17 protein-coding genes are annotated in these 19860 nt (G+C 69.5%); 9 read left to right on the forward strand and 8 right to left on the reverse strand.

Going from position 1 to position 19860, the window contains the following annotated elements; genetic code table 11:
• Nucleotides 1-76 precede the first annotated feature (76 nt).
• Nucleotides 77-1183: a glycosyltransferase family 4 protein gene (locus tag ACFY3D_RS38355; RefSeq protein ID WP_389989272.1), complete on the reverse strand. Its 1107-nt coding sequence runs from the start codon at nucleotides 1181-1183 to the stop codon at nucleotides 77-79.
• Nucleotides 1184-1516: 333 nt separating this feature from the next.
• Complete coding sequence (locus ACFY3D_RS38360) at nucleotides 1517-1843, reverse strand: CU044_2847 family protein (protein WP_389989274.1); 327 nt, start codon at nucleotides 1841-1843, stop codon at nucleotides 1517-1519.
• Nucleotides 1844-2212: 369 nt separating this feature from the next.
• On the opposite strand from ACFY3D_RS38360, the gene ACFY3D_RS38365 reads away from it, so the two are divergent.
• On the forward strand, nucleotides 2213-2428 hold the full coding sequence (locus ACFY3D_RS38365; protein WP_389989276.1) for a hypothetical protein: 216 nt from the start codon (nucleotides 2213-2215) through the stop codon (nucleotides 2426-2428).
• Between the two features lie 331 nt (nucleotides 2429-2759).
• The gene (locus tag ACFY3D_RS38370; protein WP_389989278.1) at nucleotides 2760-3347 is read left to right on the forward strand and encodes a hypothetical protein; all 588 of its coding nucleotides are present in this window, start codon (nucleotides 2760-2762) and stop codon (nucleotides 3345-3347) included.
• A 579-nt stretch (nucleotides 3348-3926) separates the two neighbouring features.
• Here the strand turns inward: ACFY3D_RS38370 and ACFY3D_RS38375 are convergent.
• Entirely contained in the window at nucleotides 3927-4691 is a 765-nt protein-coding gene (locus ACFY3D_RS38375) for a group II truncated hemoglobin (RefSeq protein WP_389989280.1), read from the reverse strand.
• Between the two features lie 187 nt (nucleotides 4692-4878).
• On the opposite strand from ACFY3D_RS38375, the gene ACFY3D_RS38380 reads away from it, so the two are divergent.
• Both ACFY3D_RS38380 and ACFY3D_RS38385 read left to right on the forward strand, forming a co-directional pair.
• Nucleotides 4879-5778: a hypothetical protein gene (locus ACFY3D_RS38380; protein WP_389989282.1), complete on the forward strand. Its 900-nt coding sequence runs from the start codon at nucleotides 4879-4881 to the stop codon at nucleotides 5776-5778.
• 182 nt (nucleotides 5779-5960) lie between these two features.
• On the forward strand, nucleotides 5961-6659 hold the full coding sequence (locus ACFY3D_RS38385) for an alpha/beta fold hydrolase (protein ID WP_389989284.1): 699 nt from the start codon (nucleotides 5961-5963) through the stop codon (nucleotides 6657-6659).
• Between the two features lie 9 nt (nucleotides 6660-6668).
• On the opposite strand, the gene ACFY3D_RS38390 is transcribed toward ACFY3D_RS38385, so the two are convergent.
• Complete coding sequence (locus tag ACFY3D_RS38390; protein WP_389989286.1) at nucleotides 6669-7928, reverse strand: hypothetical protein; 1260 nt, start codon at nucleotides 7926-7928, stop codon at nucleotides 6669-6671.
• Between the two features lie 172 nt (nucleotides 7929-8100).
• Nucleotides 8101-9177: a hypothetical protein gene (locus ACFY3D_RS38395; RefSeq protein WP_389989288.1), complete on the reverse strand. Its 1077-nt coding sequence runs from the start codon at nucleotides 9175-9177 to the stop codon at nucleotides 8101-8103.
• 145 nt (nucleotides 9178-9322) lie between these two features.
• Here ACFY3D_RS38395 and ACFY3D_RS38400 point away from each other — a divergent pair, with 145 nt between their 5' ends.
• Nucleotides 9323-9955 (forward strand): hypothetical protein, encoded by a 633-nt coding sequence (locus ACFY3D_RS38400; RefSeq protein WP_389989290.1) that lies wholly within the window; start codon nucleotides 9323-9325, stop codon nucleotides 9953-9955.
• A gap of 162 nt (nucleotides 9956-10117) precedes the next feature.
• Here ACFY3D_RS38400 and ACFY3D_RS38405 read toward each other — a convergent pair whose 3' ends face one another.
• Entirely contained in the window at nucleotides 10118-10828 is a 711-nt protein-coding gene (locus ACFY3D_RS38405; RefSeq protein ID WP_389989292.1) for an ATP-binding protein, read from the reverse strand.
• Nucleotides 10829-11153: 325 nt separating this feature from the next.
• On the opposite strand from ACFY3D_RS38405, the gene ACFY3D_RS38410 reads away from it, so the two are divergent.
• On the forward strand, nucleotides 11154-12764 hold the full coding sequence (locus ACFY3D_RS38410; protein WP_389989294.1) for a hypothetical protein: 1611 nt from the start codon (nucleotides 11154-11156) through the stop codon (nucleotides 12762-12764).
• 211 nt (nucleotides 12765-12975) lie between these two features.
• On the opposite strand, the gene ACFY3D_RS38415 is transcribed toward ACFY3D_RS38410, so the two are convergent.
• Nucleotides 12976-13554, reverse strand: a complete 579-nt coding sequence (locus tag ACFY3D_RS38415; RefSeq protein ID WP_389989296.1) for a GNAT family N-acetyltransferase — start codon at nucleotides 13552-13554, stop codon at nucleotides 12976-12978.
• Between the two features lie 187 nt (nucleotides 13555-13741).
• Here ACFY3D_RS38415 and ACFY3D_RS38420 point away from each other — a divergent pair, with 187 nt between their 5' ends.
• Together ACFY3D_RS38420 and ACFY3D_RS38425 are read left to right on the forward strand one after the other, a co-directional pair.
• Nucleotides 13742-14227 carry a MarR family winged helix-turn-helix transcriptional regulator gene (locus ACFY3D_RS38420; RefSeq protein WP_389989298.1) on the forward strand — a complete coding sequence of 162 codons (486 nt, stop codon included), beginning with the start codon at nucleotides 13742-13744 and terminating at the stop codon, nucleotides 14225-14227.
• On the forward strand, nucleotides 14196-16973 hold the full coding sequence (locus tag ACFY3D_RS38425) for a PEP/pyruvate-binding domain-containing protein (RefSeq protein ID WP_389989300.1): 2778 nt from the start codon (nucleotides 14196-14198) through the stop codon (nucleotides 16971-16973). The genes ACFY3D_RS38420 and ACFY3D_RS38425 overlap by 32 nt, the downstream gene beginning before the upstream one ends.
• 139 nt (nucleotides 16974-17112) lie before the next feature.
• On the opposite strand, the gene ACFY3D_RS38430 is transcribed toward ACFY3D_RS38425, so the two are convergent.
• On the reverse strand, nucleotides 17113-18135 hold the full coding sequence (locus ACFY3D_RS38430; protein ID WP_389989302.1) for a LacI family DNA-binding transcriptional regulator: 1023 nt from the start codon (nucleotides 18133-18135) through the stop codon (nucleotides 17113-17115).
• A gap of 414 nt (nucleotides 18136-18549) precedes the next feature.
• Between ACFY3D_RS38430 and ACFY3D_RS38435 the strand changes: the two genes are divergently transcribed.
• Nucleotides 18550-19506 (forward strand): carbohydrate kinase, encoded by a 957-nt coding sequence (locus tag ACFY3D_RS38435; protein ID WP_389989304.1) that lies wholly within the window; start codon nucleotides 18550-18552, stop codon nucleotides 19504-19506.
• Nucleotides 19507-19860 lie beyond the last annotated feature (354 nt).

Consider the following 19860-nt stretch of genomic DNA (forward strand, 5'->3'; position numbering starts at 1 on the left):
CCTGAAGGGCGGCACCGACTTAACTCGCTCGCTCCGCATCAGGTCATGACCCGATCGAATCGGCTTGGATTCAAGCTCACGGCGAACTGACCATGTCTTCCACTAGTTGCAGCGTCGCGGCACACATCGCCTCCTCGGTCATCGCGCGGCCGGCTAGTAGCGCGGCATTGGCGAGCGCGCGCATCCGCGCCGGGTTGCTGAGCGCGTGGTCGAGCCGTTCCGCCAACGCCGTCGGGTCTCCGACCGGAGAAAGCAGCCCATACCGACCGTGGCCCAGTTGCTCGGGAGTACTGCTCACGTCCGCGGCGATGATCGGCAAACCGGCGCTCATCGCCTCGATCACGGCGAGCGAGTAACCCTCACTGTGCGAAGGAAAAACGAAGAGGTCAGCCGCGTGCAGAAGCGCCGGTACGTCGGTCCGGTAGCCGATCATGTGTACCCGGTGGCTCAGCCCGGCCACGGCGATCGCGGCCTCAAGCCGGTCGCGCTCCCAGCCGTCGCCCGCCCACACGAAGTGCACATCGGCGTGCGACGGCGACAGGAGGGGGATCGCGTTCAGGAGATCCAGATGGCCCTTGGACACGGACAGCGTGGCCACTGTCAGCACTACTCGGGACGCTGAGGGGATGCCGAGCTCGGCCCGCAGGCCCACGCGGACGGCGTCGACCCTGGCCGGTTCGGGGTCGCGCCAGGCGGCAGGGAGATTCCGGCCGTTGCGCACCACAGGAATCTGAGTGGACGCCTCGATGCCGAAGGCATCGATCAGTTGGCGGCGGTTGTCTTCGGAGATGGCGACCCATAATTGCCGACCCCGGCGGGCGAGGGCCCCCCGCGCGCGGTTCTCCGGCGAGACCGGATATCCCGGAGGCACCACGGTGAACACCGCGACTGTTGGAACATCCTTCTCCGCGCAGGCCACTAAAATGCCGACGCTCGAATCAGGCTCCGGCAGGAACAGTAACACCGCGTCCGGATCGGTCTCCGACAGGACCCGCGAGGCGCTCGCCCGCTGCTCCTCGACCGTTCCCCAGGAGATCCAGTCGTCCTCGACGCTCCCGAGCTCCCACGGCGTGACAGTGAGCCCGAGCTCACCCAGATCTTCACTGACGGACGCGGTCGCTTCGTTCACCACGCAACAAGGAACGATCATGTGTCCGGCGCGCACGGCCGCACGGATGATCATGAGTGCATGCTCCTCACAACCACCGCGGATCGGGCCGGGAAACACGACCAGGAGCCGTATCATCTTCCGCCTCTTAGGTCGCCGCCGACCCTCGTTATGAGGGTAGCCAATGCGATAACCCCTGTATATAGGAATGATTCCGTCAGCCGCAGTCCTTCCGGCGCCATATCAGCATAAACGCCTGCAGGTGGACCATGCGATGAGTGCAAAGAGGTGAGTATGTAACGCCTAAAACGAATATCGCCCAGCACAACCATCATTCTGTCGGCCACACCGTTCAACCACAGCACTTGGGCGATAAATTGCAGCGGCAGCAGTGTTTCAGTATTCATCTTAGGCGGGAGGGGTTTTCCAGACCATCTTCACTGCGCAGCTTGATTCACTGGAGCCCGAGGCTACGAGAACTGCGGCACTGGCCGTGAACTTTAGTCCAAAAGATACTTCGACTTCATCTGGTTTAGTTTCCATACTTGCCAGCTCATCCAGTATCGCTTGAGCTGCAGGACGGATCACACTTATCGCTTCATTGAATGTTACTTTTGCACCATTCACCATTTTGTCTCGAACGGCTACTCGTTCTGGGCCTAGGGTCTGTTCATCTACTTCAACGAAGATCTGTGAACCATCGGTTTCGAATACGAGCAGTGCTCGACGTGCCATGAAACCTCCCGCGTTGGGCAAGGAATCACACATACCAGACGAGCTGACCTCACGTCCAGGCTCAAAAATATCCACCAGTGTGGATGCGTGTTTCCGCACAGCTTGTTGCTCGGTCCATTGCAGACAGGCGGAGGTGCCTGGGCAGGGCTTTTGGGCGGGGCCGACCATGACAAGCCGGAGGTACTGAGCGCCACCAGAGGACCTTGGGGCCGTGCGGGAGCTCGCCAGCACATTGCTCCCATATGTTTATTTGTGCGTTCGTTATGGTCATTTCGGACGGCTTAAATTTCGACGCTGTCCAACGTACGCGACGTCGACCACGACCTGGTCCTGCACCTCGTCGCCAGCCACCACGGACGGAGCCGCCCGTTGCTCCCCCCGGTCATCGACCCCGCACCGACCACCAAGATCGAGCGGGACGGCCGGCCCATCGAGGTCGACACCTCCCGATCGGTCGACTGGACGTCTCCCGCTCGCTTCGAGCGCCTCAACCAGCGATACGGCCGCTGGGGGCTCGCCCGCATGGAAGCCGTCGTCCGGCTGGCCGACATCTGGTGCTCGGCCCTCAGCGAGGAGCGGACATGACGACCTTCGGCACGGAACTGCCCGCCCTCGACGGACGAGACCCACTCGGCTTCCTCGCTGCCCTGGGCCTCCTGCGCGTCTGCACCGACATCCGCCGCGTGCCCACCGCGCTCTCCTTCTCCGACACCACCGCCTGCGCGATCCTGCACAGCCCGTACGAGACGGCCGAGGAGATAGCGAACGCCCTGCGCGATGTCATCGAGTTCATCCCCGACTCGGCCGTCCTCCCCGACGGCGGAGCCGGTTTCCCACCGCCATCCGGCTCGGGAAAAGATCCGCTGCGCTGCTCCCGTGATGACTTCCACCAGCTGATGGCGAGTCACCCGAGGCGGTGGAGACCTGGCTGCCGTCCTTGGTCACCGACCTCGCCCTCGACAAGCAGGGACGCTGCGCCATCACACCGTTCACCGCCCCCAGCGGACAGCAGAAGCTACGCACGTTCTTCGAGAAACCCCTGGAGGCGGTACGAAACGAACCTCAGCGACTCCTGGAGGCCCTCGTCGGCTGGCGGCGGGGCGAGGGATTCACCGGCGAATACCTCGACCACCGCGTGCTGCGCAGCAACAGCGACGACACCGAGGGCCGCCCTGGCCGGGAAATCGGCGTCCCCGGAGCCACCTGGCTGGCCACAATGGCCCTGCCCCTCCTCCGCATCACCGGCGACGGCCACCGCCTCCGCGCCACCCTCTGGCACCGAACGGGCTCCACCTCCGTCATGCTGTGGCCTCTCTGGCGCCCCGCCCTCGATCTCCCCTCCGTGAGGAGCCTCTCGACCACCCCACACTCGCCCCCCGCGACCGCGTGCCCACGGTCGACTCCACCCAGTGGCCCGCCCTCGGCGTCTTCAACGTCTACGGAGCAGAACGCCAACGCATCCCCGGCCGCACCTTCGACGGCGTCCTGGCCCCACTTCCCGTGATGGTCACCTGATTACCGACGCGTACGCACGACTCGCCATTTGAAAACCACATAGCACCGATCTCCGTCCCGACGGGAACCTCGCCTTGCTGCACCCGCCCCGGCCTCGGTTAGGAACCCCAAGCACGCCCACTTTTCCCAGGGGGGTCCGAAGTCCAAACGAACACTTGAAGCACCAAACCAGACATAGCTGTGATTCAATTCAACTACTCTGCGCTGTAAGACCAGCTCACGCACCGGTTTCACTCCGGTCTCCGGACTGGTCTCATTGCGGGGCGATTGGCGCGAGCGGAATGCTTGCCAATCGGGAGGTTTCACTCCGGTCTCCGGATCGGTCTCATTGCGGCGGGGACATGTTCGTCGGGTGGCGAGACAACTTCTGGTTCCACTCCGGTCTTCGGACCGGTCTCATTGCGGGGTCGCCGGGTATCGGGTGATCGATCCGCAGGACTACGAGCTCCACTCCGGTCTCATTGCGGGTTGCCCTGGTTCGTCCAGATGGCGACGGTGACGGGCCGTTCCACTCCGGTCTCCAGGTTGGTCTCATTCCGGACGGCCAGGGCCGATAGCCCAAGCGAGATCACGGCTGGTAGGGCGGGGCGACTCCCCAGCCCCAGCGGGGGACCGGTGCCCGGAAGGGCGGGGTGGCGCCGGGCTGGGAGTTCTCCGCCGCGAGGCGGGTGCTCCACTCGATGTATCCGGCGAACGCCGCCCGGAACTCGGGGTCGGCCGGGAGCCCCACCTCGTCGGCCGCGTCCATCAGCAGGCTCACCCATCTGCGGCGCTGCCGCTCGGTGAGGTGCTTGCCGAGATGCTGGGAGAGCATGTGCGGATAGCCTCCGCGTTCGCGGGTGTAGCGGTCGGGGCCGCCGAAGGCCTCCGCCAGCCACAGCGCGACGTACCGGGGATGGTCCGGGTCCATGTGCGCGAACAGCGGGCCGATCACCTCGTCCTCGCGGACGTGACCGTAGAACGTCTCGGTCAGCCGCTCGAACGCCGACGCGCCGCCCGCCCAGTCGAACAGCGTCGGCTCGCTCTTCGTGAGCACCGGCTCGGTCTTTCCGATCACCGGTTCGTAGTGCCGCATCTCCTCGATGTCCGCGACGTACGGCTTCATCTCGGCGAAGAACTCCGTGAAGTGCTCGCTGCCCCGGAAGCCCTCCAGGTGACCCTGCGCCGAGGTCCAGACGATGCGGAGGATGTAGACGCCCGGCTCGTCGGCGCACTTCGACAGCTCGTAGTCCAGGCACTGGGGCGCCCCGCCCAGCGGCACCACCGCGCGGCGGTAGGCGGCCTCGAACTCGTCGGCTCGGGGGACGCGGTACCGGACATACTCAACGATCATCGCCTCCACCTTCGAGTGATCAAGTAAGCATGTAATTATGCTACGCGGCCAATGATCGTAGTGTGGATAGTCGACATCCAGTTCAATCCGGGACACACCTTCCTCCTGAGTTCTTCCACGCGGGCCGTTTCCTGGCGGCTATGGTGCGCCGTACCCGATTTGATCTAGGTCGTAGGAGCACACGGCGATGAACGCGAGGGAGCCCGACTGGGCATACGTGGCCAGGTCTCTCCTCAAAGTCCTGGCCGTCGCCACGGCGCTGTTTCTGGCTCTCAGCGCGGTCGACCGAGTTCTTTGGCTGTTCGACTTCGATGAACGGTCGGTCCTGGTATACGGCACGGCCGCCCAGATCGCGAACCCGGACAAGCGCCTGTCATACGGTCACGGCGACGGCGGGGGACTTCTGGAGACGACCTATACGCTGCGAGGCGAGCCGCGCCGGGCCGGTCCCAGCGGGGACGAGACGGAGTACAAGATCACAAAAGATCTGTTCGGCTCGGTCCGGGCTCCCTTTCTCGATGAACCGTCCGGCAGTCTGTTCGCCGCGATCGACTCCGTGAGTTGGGAACCTGACGTCGGCAGGCAGGCGACGGAGAAGGCCAAGAAGACCATCGACGGGCTCCCCCAGACTCTTGAAGCCGTCGCGGTCGTGGAGTTCGCGCATTCGATGACCGCCGAGCAACTCGTCGCCTTCAACCGGAGGCAGAAAACCTGCGCAGAAGGGGGCGTCTCCTACATCTATGCCACGTCCTTCTTCGACGACTCCAGTGATCCGCCCTCCATGAACGCAGTCGTCTGGGATCGCTACATGGTCATGGAGGACAGTCGAGACAGGCTTCCCTATCACTGCGAGACCGAGCCCGAGGCGTCACTGGTGCAGTTCCGCAGGTGGGTCGGGCTGCTCGAAGAGGGAGACGACCTTGAGGAGTTCGAGCTGAGTCGCGACTGGCTCGTCGGGGCGGCCGAGGAGGGCGTCGCGTACGGGCTCGTCCTCGACGGCTGGAAACTCGCCGACCTGCGCAATCTCCTCGACAATCCGGAGATTCTGACGATCGAACTCGTCGACGTCGCCTTCGACCTCAACTAACGGTCTTTGACGGGGTTCGCAGCACGGACACGAGCCTCAGTTCCACTCCGGTCTCCGGACCGGTCTCATTGCAGGTCTCTGCCGGATTGCCGAGAGCATCGGTGATCACATCTTTCGTCGAACGCAGGGAAAGACCGGTCTAACGAGTCCCGACACGATGAGATGACAGGCGGTCGCCGACTATGAGTACCTTCGTTTTGATCCATGGCGCGGGAGACGTCGGCTGGTACTGGCACCTGGTGGAGGCCGAGTTACGGGCCCGTGGGCACGACGTGGTCGCTCCGGACCTTCCCTGCGACGACGACTCGGCAGGACTGAACGAGTACGCCGACGCGGTGATCGAGGCTGTTGGTGACCGTGAGGACCTCGTCGTGGTCGGTCAGTCGTTCGGAGGGTTCACCGCTCCCCTGGTCGCCGCTCGGCTTCCGGTCGATGTGCTGGTCCTGGTGGCCGCGATGATTCCGGCGCCCGGCGAGTCGCCGGTGGAGTGGTGGGAGAACACCGGCTTCCAGGACGCGAAACGGGAGCAGGTACAGAGGGATGGTGAAAGCACCGGCGGCACCGGGGATCCGTACGCCGACTTCTATCACGACGTGCCGCGTGAGCTGGCCGAGGAGGCCATGCGCAGGGAGCGTCCGCAGGCGGAGGCCCGGATGGGTGAGCCCTGGCCTCTCGACGCGTGGCCGGACGTGCCGACGAGATTCGTGCTGTGCGACCAGGATCGTTCCTTTCCGCCTGACTTCTTCCGCCGCCTGGCGGCCGAACGCCTGAACATCACCCCTGACGAGATCACCGCCGGGCACTGCGTCGCGCTCAGCCGGCCGAAGGAACTGGCGGAAATCCTGGAAGGCTATGTTGCGGCTCGTCGAGCCGGCGGATGACACCAAAGGTCACACCTCGCCCGTCACCTCCGCCGGTACGGGACGGGCACGACGGTTTCGACGGCGCCGCACCAGGGCGGGCGTCCAGGGAGCGAGACCGATGACGAGCAGCAACGCCAGCAGCGGTGTGCGCCACCAGGGCGAGATGGTCGCCGGGGGCGGTGAGGGGGGTGGCGTCACCCAGGGGCGGGCGGTCTTTGACCAGGCCAGGAAGGCGTCGCCGATCGGGAGGAGGCCGAAGGCGTACCTCTTGGTCCAGGGGGTGTCGATCGGCAGCCCGGCCAGCTCGCCGTAGTTCGCCAACGCCTCGGCGAGCGGGGCGTCGCCGTGGATCTGGGCGGTGCCGAGGGCCACCGCAGTCGCCGACAGGCTCACGCCGAGCGGAAGCGGGCCGGAGTCGACGTCGCCCGGGCCGTCCATGCCCACGGGGTACTCGCGTACGGCCGGTCCGAGGCCGAGCGGGGAGACGACGTAGAGGTCGCGGAAGCGCCGGTACTGTTCGGCGGCGAAGGCCGGGTCGATCTCGACGAGGAAACGCTGGCCGAGGCTCTGCGAGCTGCCTCTGGCCACCTCGGCCGGGGCGCCGGTGCCGGGGTCGGCGCGGTGCGGAAGCAGGCCGGTGCGGAGGTCGAGCCGCTGGCGTACCGCCCGGAGCCATCGGTCGGCGGTACCGGCGAACCGGGGTGGCAGCAGCGTGTCGTGCAGCCGCAGCGACGCCATGGCCACGATCGAGTCGACCGGCCACGCCTGCCCGGGGTAGGCCTCCAGGTAGGGCGACTCCGAGGCGCCGAACGCCTCGCCGAGCGCGGCGGAGTCGTCGGCGAACCGGCGCAGCTCGGCCGGGTCGCGCCGCTCGGACGGTTGCAGGGCGAGCGTCCCGCCGCGCAGCCAGTTGATCCACCCCCGGTAGAAGACGCCGTGCGGCGGGGTGAGGTCCGCGCTGAACGGGGCGCGGCCGGACGGGGACTCCAGCCGGGCCAGCGCCCAGCGCGCCTCCCGCAGCGCCGCCGACCGCTCGCCGGCCGGTTCGCGCATGCCGAGCTCGACCCAGCTCAGGCCGTACAGCACGTGCAGGAAGACGTAGCCCTCGGGGAACAGGTTCTGCGCCTGGTCTCCGGCGCCGCCGTCGAGTGCCGCGCGCAGGAACATCAGCTGCCGCCGGACCCCGGGCGGCTCGTCGGCCGTACCCGCCGTGGCGGGCACGACGAGCCGCACCGCGCCCAGCAGCGCGCAGACAGCGACCGCGACGGCGATCACTCGTCGCAGCACCCGGCGTACCGGTGCACGCGTTCTCTGAGGCGGTGTCACCTGCGCTGCGGAGGGCGGCCTGAGCATTCGATGATCTTAGTTCGGCGCGGGGCGGGACGTCCGTCCAAGCGAACGTCCCGCCGAGGGTGACCGCCCGCGTTACGAAACGTCCTTCAGGAGACGGTTCGGGGCGTCATCCGAAGTCCCCGAACGCGGGGTAGCCCGGCAGCGGGGGGACGTCCCAGCCGCCGGCCACGTCCCGGAGCAGCAGCCGCATCGTCTCCGCGAAGGTCGGGAACTCCTCCAGGGTGCTCGCCATCTCCCAGCGGTGTCTCAGCAGCTGCCGCAGCGTCGGGACCGGACGCCGGGTCCTGTGGGCCGGCTCGTCCTTCGCCATGCGCGGGATCAGGTTGGCCGTCAGATACACCGTCCAGAGCGCGACCGCCCGCCGGATCCCGGGCTGCCAGATCTCGTCCTCGACCAGCTGCGGGTACACCGCGACGACCTCCGCGCGGTAGGTCTCCTCGATCTTCTCCGCCAGACCGGCGGGCAGCGTGAAGACGCACCAGCAGGTGGCGAAGGGCATCCGGCAGTACGCGGCCGTCATGAAGACCGGCAGGTAGCAGGCCGACTCGAAGTCGATGAGTCGCAGGCCGTCCGGGGTGAGCAGGTTGTTGTCCGGGCAGGTGTCGCCGGGGGTGAAGGCGAGAAACTCGTCCGCGCCCGTCGCCGCGATCCGCTCCAGCTCCCCGGCCAGCTCCGGCGGCGCCTCGACGCCGATCCCGGCGAGCGCCGCAGGGAATTCGGCCGCGTACCGGAGGAGCCACGGTTCCTCGTCCCAGGACGGCACGCCCATGCCGTACCCGGCGGACAGGGCGGCCAGGTCGGCGCGCCGGTGAACCGACGCGGCGGCCAGTCGCCCGAGCCCGCGCGCCCAGGCCGACAGGCCGTCCAGTGCGGCCTGCGGATCGTCGCCGAGCAGCACGTCCGCCAGTGTCGGCGCGGACCCGAGGTCCTCCATCACCAGCAGCGGGATCGAGTCGTCCACGCCCAGCAGTTCGGGACCGGCCAGCCGCAACGAGAGCCCGGCCGCCTCGGCGGTGAAGGCGCGCAGGTCATCGGGCTCCGTGCCGTACTTCTTGACGACGACGCTGCCGCCGGAAGCCGTCCGGCAGCGCAGGACGACGCTGCGCGGGCTGCCGCCGAGGTCCACCGGGTCGGACAGCTCGGTTCCCATCACGTCACCGGCGGCGCGCAGGATCGCATCCATCCCGACATCCTGCATCATCCGTCTCCGGACCGGTCTCATCGCGGCGGTCGAGGTCGCCGGTGTGAGCGGGCAGGGGGCAGCCCTTCCCTGGGGGGTGGCGCTCCGGTCTTCGGGCCGGCCTCATCGCGGCGGTAAGGTCGCCGGTATGAGCGGTGTACGGGTGGTGCTGCTCGGGGGAACGTCGAACGTCGGGAAGTCGACCATCGGCCGGGCGGTGGCCGACAGGCTCGGTTTCGAGTGCCTTTCGACGGACAAGCTCGCGCGGCACCCCGGACGGCCCTGGCGGACCCCGGAATGGGAGGTGCCGACGCACGTCGCCGAGCACTACAAGACCCTCACGGTCGACGAGCTGATCGCGTCCGTGCTCGACCACTACGAACGGCTGTGGCCCCGCATCGAGGAGCTGATCACGGCTCGTTCTTCCGGGACCGGCACGGGCCTGGTCCTGGAGGGGTCGGCGCTCTGGCCCGCCCGTGTCGCGGAGCTGAACGTCTCGCGCACGGCCGCCGTGTGGCTCACCGCGGACGACGCCGTCGTGCGTGCTCGGGTGCGCGCGGCCGGCCGCTACGAGGTGGCGACCGGCGACGAACGACACTTGATGGACATTTTCCTGGCCCGCACGGAGCGTTATCAGGTGCTCATGCTGGAGGTCGTCGACAGGCTGGGGCTGGATCGCATCGACACGGGTGGTGGCCGGTCCGTCGCGGAGCTGGTCGACTCGGTGCTCTCGGTGGTCAGCGTCCAGAACGCCGTGGGGCGATCGTCCTCTGAACGCTGACCATGCCGGCGCGGTGAGCCGATCGCCCCTCCGGACGGTCACGGTGGACCGCTCGCCCCGCGGGACGGCGACCGCGCCGACGCGGTTCTCCGCGTGGACGCGGGGCAGGGCGGGGCGTGGACATGGGACGGAGCGGCTGTTGACCAGGTGTGCCGAGAGGGGTCACCCCCGCGTCGCACGGGTCCGGGAGTAGGCGTAAGGCCGCGAGGGCGGCGTGGCCGGGATGCGCCGGGCGGGCGGCAGGTCCCAGCGGGCGAAGACCACCTTTCCGCCGCCCGGTGAGGGGTGGTGGCCCCATTCGTCGGCGCACATGCCGACGAGCAGCAGGCCCCGGCCGCTCTCGTCGTCCTCCCCCGCCTCGGTGAGCTCGGGCGAGTCGTCGGAGCTGTCCCACACCTCCACGCGCAGGCCCTCGGTGGTGAGGTGGAGCCGCAGGAGGATCGGGTACGGGCCGGCGGTTCGCGAGTGGCCGCTGCCGGGCGGTCGGTCGGAGGTGTGCGGGTGACCGGGCACGGGTGAGTGGCCGGAGGCGTGCGGGTGGCCGGGAGCCGGTGGGTGGGTGTAGCCGTACGGGACCGGCGGGGTCGCGGTGGCCTTGATGGCGTTGGTGGTCATCTCGGAGACGACCAGGACGCAGAGCTCGGACAGCTCCTCCAGGCCCCATGTCCGCAGTTGCGCGCGGGTGAAGTCGCGTGCCTCGGAGGCCGCGACCGGCTGCGCCACCAGCCGCAACTCGTTCGTGTCCAGAGAGTCCAGAGAGTCCAGGGAGTCCGGGGAGCCTTGGGAGTCCGGGGACAGGTGGTCGGCGGCGTCCGGATCAGGGTGAAACGGTGAGTGCATCGGTCCCAGCCGTTCGACGGGGAGCACGGTCATTGCTGGCTCCAGGGAGGTTCAACGGAGATTCGGTCGCGCGTCCCCGGCGCAGGAAGGGACGCCCCCGCCCGAGCGGTGAGACCACATGGATCCGACGGCTCCGGCGTTGTCTCAAGCCTGCTGCACGGAGTGTGCAGGAAACAGGCGACGGCAGCGAGTCTGTTCGTCACCCTGAGGGGCCGTCTCGTCTCGTAGAGCGACGACGCGGCAAGTAGCGGCGATCTGGTCGCCGGTTTCTGTACTCGGTAGTCACCGAACGTGATTGACCAGTAACGTTCAGCCCGAAGAATTGCCGCCGGAGAACCCGCCGGGAGGGGCTGAGACGATGCCACGTGCACCGCGCAGCGTCAAGCAGCAGATGGACGCCTTCAGCGCTGAGCTTCGCGAACGTGGTTGCACGTGGGCCGAGGTCGCCGCTGAGTTCAAGCTACGTTGGCGCCTGAACTCCCGCCAGGGCTTCCGTGAGGCGCATCGCCTGACACAAGCCAAGGTCTGCCATCTATGGAACGAATACTGGCCGAACGAGCCACTGACGACCCGGAAACTCGGGTCGTGGGAAGCGTGGCCCGGCCCCACCGGCAACGAGCCGCCGATCGCCGGGCTCAACCGGCTGGCACGCATCTACCAGTGCCGCACCGCCGACCTGGTCGACGGTGAAGATCACCGCGATGCCGACGAGCACAACGCGGCGGCCGTCCGGTCCCGGGGGCGGGCGCTGGTGGCGGCCGGGGCGGCGGGCAGCCTCGATCCCGAGGACATCCAGGGGGTGCTGGCGGCCCTGCCCACCCTGCCCATGGGACCCGTGTCGTTCGGGACGCCGCGCGACGAGGAGTACGACGCCCTGGTGCAGGCGCTCGCCCGGTGGGCGGCGGCGATGAAACGGCGCGACGTCCTGGCCCTGATCAGGGCCGCCGCCGCGGCCGCTGCGGCCTCTCCGCTGCTGGACAGGCTCAACGGCGACGAGCTCGACCGGCTCGCCCTGATCGCCGCGGAACCGTCCCGGGTGGACGAGGCCACCGTCGCTCACATCGACGCCGTGCTGCACCACTGCATGCGCCAGGAGGACACCCTCGGCCCGCAGTCGGTGCTGGGGACCGTGCTCGCACAGCACCACCTGGTGCGTTCGCTGATCCCGGCCGCGTCGACCGACGAGGTGCGCGACCGGCTGCTGTCGCTGCTGGCCAACATCTGCAGGTTCACCGCCTGGGTGCTGTTCAACCTCAACGACTTCAACGGGGCGAACCACTACTACGAGCAGGCCAAGTCGGCCGCACACCAGGCCGACAACGACGCGATGAACAGCTTCGTCCTGGCCAACTGGTCGCAGCTCGCGACCTGGCGGGGCGACCCCAGGCAGGGGGTCGAGCACGCGCTGGGCGCGCTGGCCTGGGGGCAGCGCGCCAACAGCAAGCTGCTGGTGTCGTACGCGTGCGACGTGGGGGCCCGCGCCTACTCGGCGGTGTTGCGCCGCTCGGGCAAGAGCGACCGTCACAAGGACCATGCCCGGTGCATGACCAGCCTCGACCAGGCCCGCCGCGAGCTGGGTCACGCGGGCGAGGGCGACGTGGGGGCCGAGTTGCTCTACTTCTACGGCGACGGGCAGTATCTGTCGACCAAGACCAAGTGCCTGCTGGACATGGACGACGCCCAGACCGCGATCGAGATGGCCGCCCGGTCCCTGACCCGGATCGATCCGGCGTTCGTCCGCAACATGGCGTTCATCCACCTGGATCTGGCGCGCGGGCACCTGCGGCTGCGCGCCATCGACGAGGCGTGCGAGCAGATCGGTGAGGCCGCCCGTCTGACCTGTAGAAACACCTCGCCGCGGTTGGCGCGCTCGGTGGTGGAGGTCCGCGAGACGCTGAATCCGTGGGCGAGGACCCGTCAGGTCGTCGCCCTGGACGAGAAGCTGCACGCCTTCCAGCTCATCGCCTGACGGCTTCCCGCCCATCGGCTGACCGTTTTGGTCCTTCGCCGTACGACTCACGCGGTTCTTCGCCTGACGGGTCGGGTTCATCGCCGCACGGACTGCGGCGCTCCGTCTGACGGGTCGGGTTCATCCCCTGACGGCTCGCGGTTCGTCGCGGTCGATCAGCGCGTCACGGGCGTTCACGGTCGATCGACGTACGCCGGGCGTCCGTGATCGATCAGCATGTCCGGGGCATCTTCTCCAGCACCAGGATCTCGAAGACGGGGGCGGGGATCGGCGGGTCCATCAGCTTGTGGGACACTTTCCGCCATCCCCACCTCCGGTATATCTCGCGGGTCCTCACGGCCTTGGGCTGCACCGAGAGGGTGGCCCGTTCGGTCCCGGAGGCCGAGAGCAGTTCGTCGTGGATCCGGCGCCCGACTCCGGCGCCCCGCCACTCGGGCAGCACTCCGTAGTCGATGAGGGCGAACGTCCTGGTCCCGGTCTCGGCCGCGAACTCCTCGTCGACCGGGTCGGCCAGCGTGCTCCACCAGCGGGTGTCGGCGGGCAACGGGTATCCGTACCCGAACCCGATGAACTCCGGTCCGGATCGCGCGGTGGTGAGCCGGAACCCCGGCCGCTCGGCCAGCTTGGGAAAGTAGGAGCGCTGGTTGGCGAACTCGGCGGCGTCCCCGTCGAAGGGCGGCAGCGAGAACACCGCCTCGTACAGATCACAGATCGTCTCGGCCAGGGCGAGCGCCTCTCCGCGTCCGTGTGTCTCTATCGTCATCTCGTCGGTGGTGGGCGTGTCGGCCATGCCTGTCTCCTCTCGCCGCCCTCCCCCGAAGGGCTTTTTACCCGTGGACGCGCACGGTAGCCACTCCGGTTCACCCGGAGGGAGGCGCTCACGCCCACACGGCTATTTCATCACTTGTTGACTTCCTGGTTTCTCCGGCTTAACGTTGTAGTGACGCATTAATTGCAGTGATGCAAGGAGTTGTCCGATGGACCCCGTGGACGGTGCGGAGCGCGATCGGCTGGCCGACGACATCGGCGATCTCCGGCGGGCGCTCATCCCCGGCCTGCTGCTCCACCTGCTGAGCGGGTTCGAGGGCGACGAGCCCTCCATGATCCAGGTCGCCACGCTCTACACCCTCGACGTCCCGGCTCCCCCGACGCTCCGCGAACTCGCCGGGCGCGTCAGCCGGTCCGTCTCGGCCACCAGCCGCCTGGTCGACCAGCTCGTACGGCGAGGGCTGGCCGACCGCCGGGAGGACCCCGGTGACCGGCGGGTACGGCGGATCGCCCTCACCCCGGCCGGAGCGGAGTTCCTCCGCACGTTCGAGCGCGTCCGTGCCGACGCCCAGCTCGAAGTCATGGCCTATCTGACCGCCGGAGAACGCGAGCTCGTGATGCGGGCCACGACGCTTCTCGGCGAAGCCTCAAGGAGACGCGCCCATGCCCGATCCCCTCATCCTGACGTTCGATGACATCGGGGCGGAGATGCTGCCCCTCGTCGGCGGCAAGGCCGCCAATCTCGGCGTGCTCACCACCGCCGGGCTTCCCGTTCCCCCCGGTCTGTGCGTCACCACCGAGGCGTACTACAGGGTCACCGAGCGAGCCGGGCTGGAGGACGTGCTCGCGGCCCTCGCCACCACGTCCGCCGGGGACGTCCCCGCCCTGAACGCCCTGGCCGCGAAGGCCCGCGAGCTCGTGCTCGCCGCGCCGGTCCCCGACGACATCGCGAGCGCCGTACGCGACAGTGCGGCCGGTCCCGTCGCGGTCCGCTCCTCCGCGACCGCCGAGGATCTGCCGGACGCCAGCTTCGCCGGGCAGCAGGACACCTACCTCAACGTGATCGGCGCCGACGCCGTACTGGACGCGGTCCGGCGGTGCTGGGCCTCCCTCTGGACGGACCGGGCCGTCGCCTACCGGGCCGCGAACGGCATCGACCACGGCGCGGTGCGCCTCGCGGTGGTCGTTCAGGAGATGGTCCAGTCGGAGGTGGCGGGGGTGATGTTCACCGCCAACCCGGTCACCGGGCGGCGGCGCGAGGCGGTGATCGACGCCGCTCCCGGGCTCGGTGAGGCCGTGGTCTCCGGCGCGGTCAACCCCGATCACTTCGTGGTCGACACCGCCACCGGCGAGATCACCGAGCGTCGCCTCGGCGACAAGCGGCTCGCCGTACGGTCGCTGCCGGGCGGCGGCGTCGAGCACGTCGAGGCGCCGCCCGTGGCACAGGCGGGCTCCGCCGAGGAGGCCTGCGTCACGGACGCGCAGGTGCGGGCGCTGGCCGAACTCGGCGACCGGGTCGAGCGGCACTACGGGGCGCCTCAGGACACCGAGTGGGCGATCGACGCCGATGGTGTCCTGTGGCTGACCCAGTCGCGTCCCATCACCACGCTCTATCCGATCCCCCGTCACTCGGAGCCGTCCGCGAGCCCGCCGCCCGTGGCGGGTCGCGCGAACGCCGGCGGTGCGGGCGCGGGAGAAGGCGGCACGCCGGACGAGCCGCCCGGCGAAGGCACCCGGATCTACTTCTGCTTCAGCCTCGCCCAGGGGCTCTACCGGCCGATCACCCCCATGGGCATGTCGGCCTTCAGGCTGCTGTCGTCGTCGGCGATGGAGATCGTGGGGATCCCGGTGACGGACCGGGTGGCCGGTGCCCCCGTCGTCGCGGAGTCGGGCGGGCGGCTGTTCTTCGACATCACCGGCTTCATGCGCGGCAGGGTGGGCCGCGTCGCCTTCCCGAGGTTGCTCGACGTGATGGAGGCGAGGTCGGCGAAGGTGCTGCGCGGGCTGCTCGACGATCCCCGGTTCAGCGTCACCCAGCCCTCGCTCCGCCCGCTTCTGCGCCGGGCGGTGCGGATCGCGTCCCGCTTCCGCGCCCCGCGACGCGCCGTGAAGGCCCTGCTCAACCCCGCGGCGGCGCACCGGGACGTGGAACTGCTGAACGCGCGCCTGCGCGGGGAGCTGAGCGCGCCCGAGGGCTCCACCCCGATCCAGCGTCTCGACCACGTCGAGCGGGTGCTGAGCCGCGAGGTCTTCCCGCTGCTGCCGACGATCGCTCCGGCCGCGGTGGCCGGGTTCGCGATGCTCGGCCTCGCCGCCAAGGCGCTGGGGGAACGGGCCAGGCCGGGCGAGCTGCAGACGGTCCTGCGCGGGCTGCCGCACAACGTGACCACCGAGATGGATCTGGCGCTGTGGCGGGTGGCCGTCCGCGTCCGCGAGGACCGCGAGGCCACCTCCCTGCTGCTGGGCGCTCCCGTCGCCGAGCTGACCGAGCGTTTCCGTGCCGGATCGCTTCCCGGCGTGGCGCAGAAGGGCCTGGCGGACTTCCTCGCCGTCTACGGCGTCAGGGCCGTCGCCGAGATCGACCTCGGGCTGCCGCGCTGGTCGGAGGACCCGACCCACATCATCGGCGTTCTCGCCAACTACCTGCGGCTGGAGGACCCGGCCCTCGCCCCCGACGCGCTGTTCGCCACGGGCGCCGCCGAGGCCACCCTCATGATCAAGACCTTGAGCGGGCGCGCCGGAGGGCTTCGCGGGCGCTTCGTCCGTTTCGCGCTCGGCAGGACCCGGGCACTGGCGGGTCTGCGGGAGATGCCCAAGTACGCCCTCATTACCGCCCTGGCCGCGATGCGGGCCGAGCTGCTCGCCGTCGGTGTCGAGCTGGCGGCGCGCGGGCTGCTCGCCGATGCCGACGACGTCTTCTTCCTCACCTTCCGCGAGGCCAGGCAGGCCCTCGACCTCCCCTCGTCCGGCGGGGCCACGCGCCCCGCACCGGCGGAGCTCGTGGCGCGGCGGCGCGAGGAGGCCGCCCGTGAGCTGCGCCGCAGGCACGTCCCCCGCGTCCTGCTGTCGGACGGCACCGAGCCGGAGGCCGTCGGCGTACCGGCACCGGTGGACGGTGCGCTGACCGGCACCCCTGCCTCGGCCGGCACCGTCACCGGTGTCGCGAGGGTCGTCCTCGACCCGGTCGGCGCGCACCTGGAACCAGGGGAGATCCTGGTCTGTCCCTCCACCGACCCCGGCTGGACCCCGCTCTTCCTCACGGCGGGCGGCCTGGTGATGGAGATGGGCGGCGCCAACTCCCACGGTGCCGTGGTGGCCCGTGAGTACGGTATCCCCGCGGTGGTGGGGGTGAGGGGGGCGACCGAGCACATCGTCACCGGCCAGGAGATCACCGTCGACGGCGCCTCCGGCGCCGTCCTCGCCGTCGCGGCCGTCACCTGAGCGCGGGCTCGGCTCCAGCCGGGGGCGACCCCACGGGCCGTCGCGGCGACCGGCGGGAAACGCCCCGTCGCAGCCGTGCTCCGGCGGGGGCACGGCCGGGTGCCGAGGCCCGGGCGGGTGCCGAGACCGCGTTCCGGGATCAGGGCACGGCCGCGGGGGGGATCTCCCCGGAGCCTCGGACGATCAGCCGGGTGGGGACGACGACCGTCCTGGCCCTGGAGCGCTCGCCGTCCAGCCGGCCCTTCAGCAACCCGGCGGCGGCCCTGCCGATGGCCGCGGGGTCCTGGGCCACGACGGTGAGGGCGGGCTTCAGCACCTCGGCGAGTGGCAGGTCGTCGAAGCCGACCAGGGCGACGTCCCCGCGGCCGAGCCGGGCGAGCCCGAGGATCGCGCCGGTCGCGGCGACGTTGTTCGCCGCGAAGACCGCCGTCGCCGGGTCCTCGCCGCCGACCAGCCCGGTGACGGCCGCCGCGGCGGTCTCGTGGTCGTGCCCGGTCTCCACGAGGGTCCGGTCGAAGCCGATCCCGGCCGCGGCGAGCGCGTCGCGGTAGCCCAGGAACCTCTCCCTGCGGGTGTGGAGCGCGGGCAGGTCTCCGACGAAGGCGATCCTCCGGTGACCGTGGGCGATCATGTGCGCCACCCCTGTACGGGCGCCCTCGCGGTTGGAGCTGACGACGGAGTCGGCGGTCAGCCCCGAGGCGAGGCGGTCCAGGAACACCAGGGGCAGCCCTGCGGCCCGCTCCGCGCGCAGGTGGCGGTGGTCGCTTCCCGCGGAGGGCACCACGATGAGCGCGGTGACCCTCCTGGCCAGGAGGGTCGAGATGAGCGCGCGTTCCCGTTCGGCGGTCTCGTCGGAGGAGCCGACGATCAGGGTGAGACCCCGGGCCCGCACCTCGTTCTCCAGACTTCCCGCGACCGTGCCGAAGAACGGGTTGCCCATGTCGGGGATGACGAGCCCGACCGTGGAGTCCCGGGCGCCCACGCGCGTGTTCCTGGCCATGAGGTTGGGCTGGAACCCGAGCCTTCCCATCGCCTCCAGGACGCGCTCTCTGGTCTCCCTGGCCACCGGGCCGTCGTCGTTGACCACCCGTGAGACGGTCTTCGCCGTCACGCCGACCTCGCGGGCCACGTCCGTCATGGTGGCGCGGCGCACCTTGGGCATGGATCACCGCTCCTCGTGTTCGGCTCGTCGGTCTGTCGGCGGCACGGCGCCGCGAACAGGCTAGCCCCGTTTCCCGCACGTACCGCGTCGTCGCGGGCGAGCGGCCGTGCCCGGTCCGGGGCGACGGGTGATCGCACCGGGCCGATGGAGGTCAGGTACGAAACGGCGAGCCGGCCGCGCCTTTCCCCCACAGCCGGCCGACGTGGTCGTGACGGCGCGAGCACCGGTCTCGAACACCCCGCCTGTCGCCGGGTTTCGATGTCAACGTTGACACATGTCAACGTTGACATCCACTGCCACGGATGATGGACTCCCCGGCGGGAAACGTCAATCCCACCGCCGCGACGAACCGGCGATCCGGCCGAAGCGCCCAGGCGAGTCTCCTCGAAAGCGTCTCCAGAAAAGGCAGGGACCATGCCCTCCACCCAGATCGCCGTGCTCGGCGAGTGCGTCGCCGACGCGTTCACCGCCGCCAGTTCGGAGAACGAGCTCACCCTGCGCGTTCTCCCAGGTGGCGGGCCCGCGAACACCGCGGTGGCCCTGGCGCGCCTGGGCACCCCCACCCGCTTTCTCGGACGCCTGTCGGGCGATTCCTTCGGCGCCCTGTTCCGCGCGCACCTCACCGCCTCGGGGGTCGATCTCGGCGGCTGTGTCGCCGCCGTGGAGCCGAGCACCCTGGCGGTGGCCACCCTGGACGAGTCGGGACAGGCCCGCTACTCCTTCCACGCCAACGGTGCCGCCGACTGGGGGTGGAGCGCGGCGGAGCTCACCGCGGGACGGATCGGCGACGTCTCGTGCCTGCACACCGGCTCGCTCGCCCTGGTCCGTGCGCCGGGCGCGGAGGCCGTCGAGGAGGCACTGGCGGCGGCCGCCGCCCACGCCACGATCTCGATCGACCCCAACGTGCGGACCGCGCTCGTCGACGCGGCCGTCTACGCCGAGCGGATGCCCCGGTGGTGCACGCTGGCCGACATGATCAAACTGAGCGACGACGACCTGGAGCACATTCACCCCGACGAGCCCGTCGAGCGGGTCTGCGACACCTGGCACGACGCCGGGGTCCGTCTGGTCGTGGTGACCCGCGGCCCGCGGGGGGCGCTGCTGTCCGTCGACGGTGAGCGCGCCACGGTCCCCACACCGCCCACGGAGGTCGTCGACACCGTCGGCGCCGGTGACTCCTTCACCGCCGGGCTCCTGCACCGGCTGGACGCCTCCGGCCTGCTCGGCGGGCGGCTCGACCGGCTCGATCTCGACCTGGCGGTGGACGCCGCGACCTTCGCCGCCCGGGTCGCCTCGCTCACCTGCTCGGTGGCCGGCGCCAACCCTCCGTGGGCGGGCGGGCCCGACGGGCTTGTCGCCTCTCGCCCCTGAAACCCTCTCGTCCCCGAAACCCTCTCACCTCTGAAACCCTCTCGCTCCTGAAACCCTCCGCGCCAGACCCCCGTGAGCACGACGAGGCCGAGCGGGGACGGCGACCTGGAATCCGGCGGCCGAGTCCACACCGCGGTCGCCGGACGACCAGGGGGATCCAGCGAGCGGTTTTCCAACGGTCATCACCGAATGTCATTTACAGACTCGCAAAAACCTCGTAACCCTCGCAGGCGATCCCGCACGATCTGATTCGGGCCGTACATGCAAAAACCCCACCAACAGCGGACGTAAGCACCGCCTTGGGGGCATTGCGCTCGAAGGGAAAGACATGCGCTTACATGCGCAATTCAGGAC

Origin of the sequence: Streptosporangium sp. NPDC000509 (genome assembly GCF_042898365.1) — a bacterium.
Lineage (GTDB): Bacteria > Actinomycetota > Actinomycetes > Streptosporangiales > Streptosporangiaceae > Streptosporangium.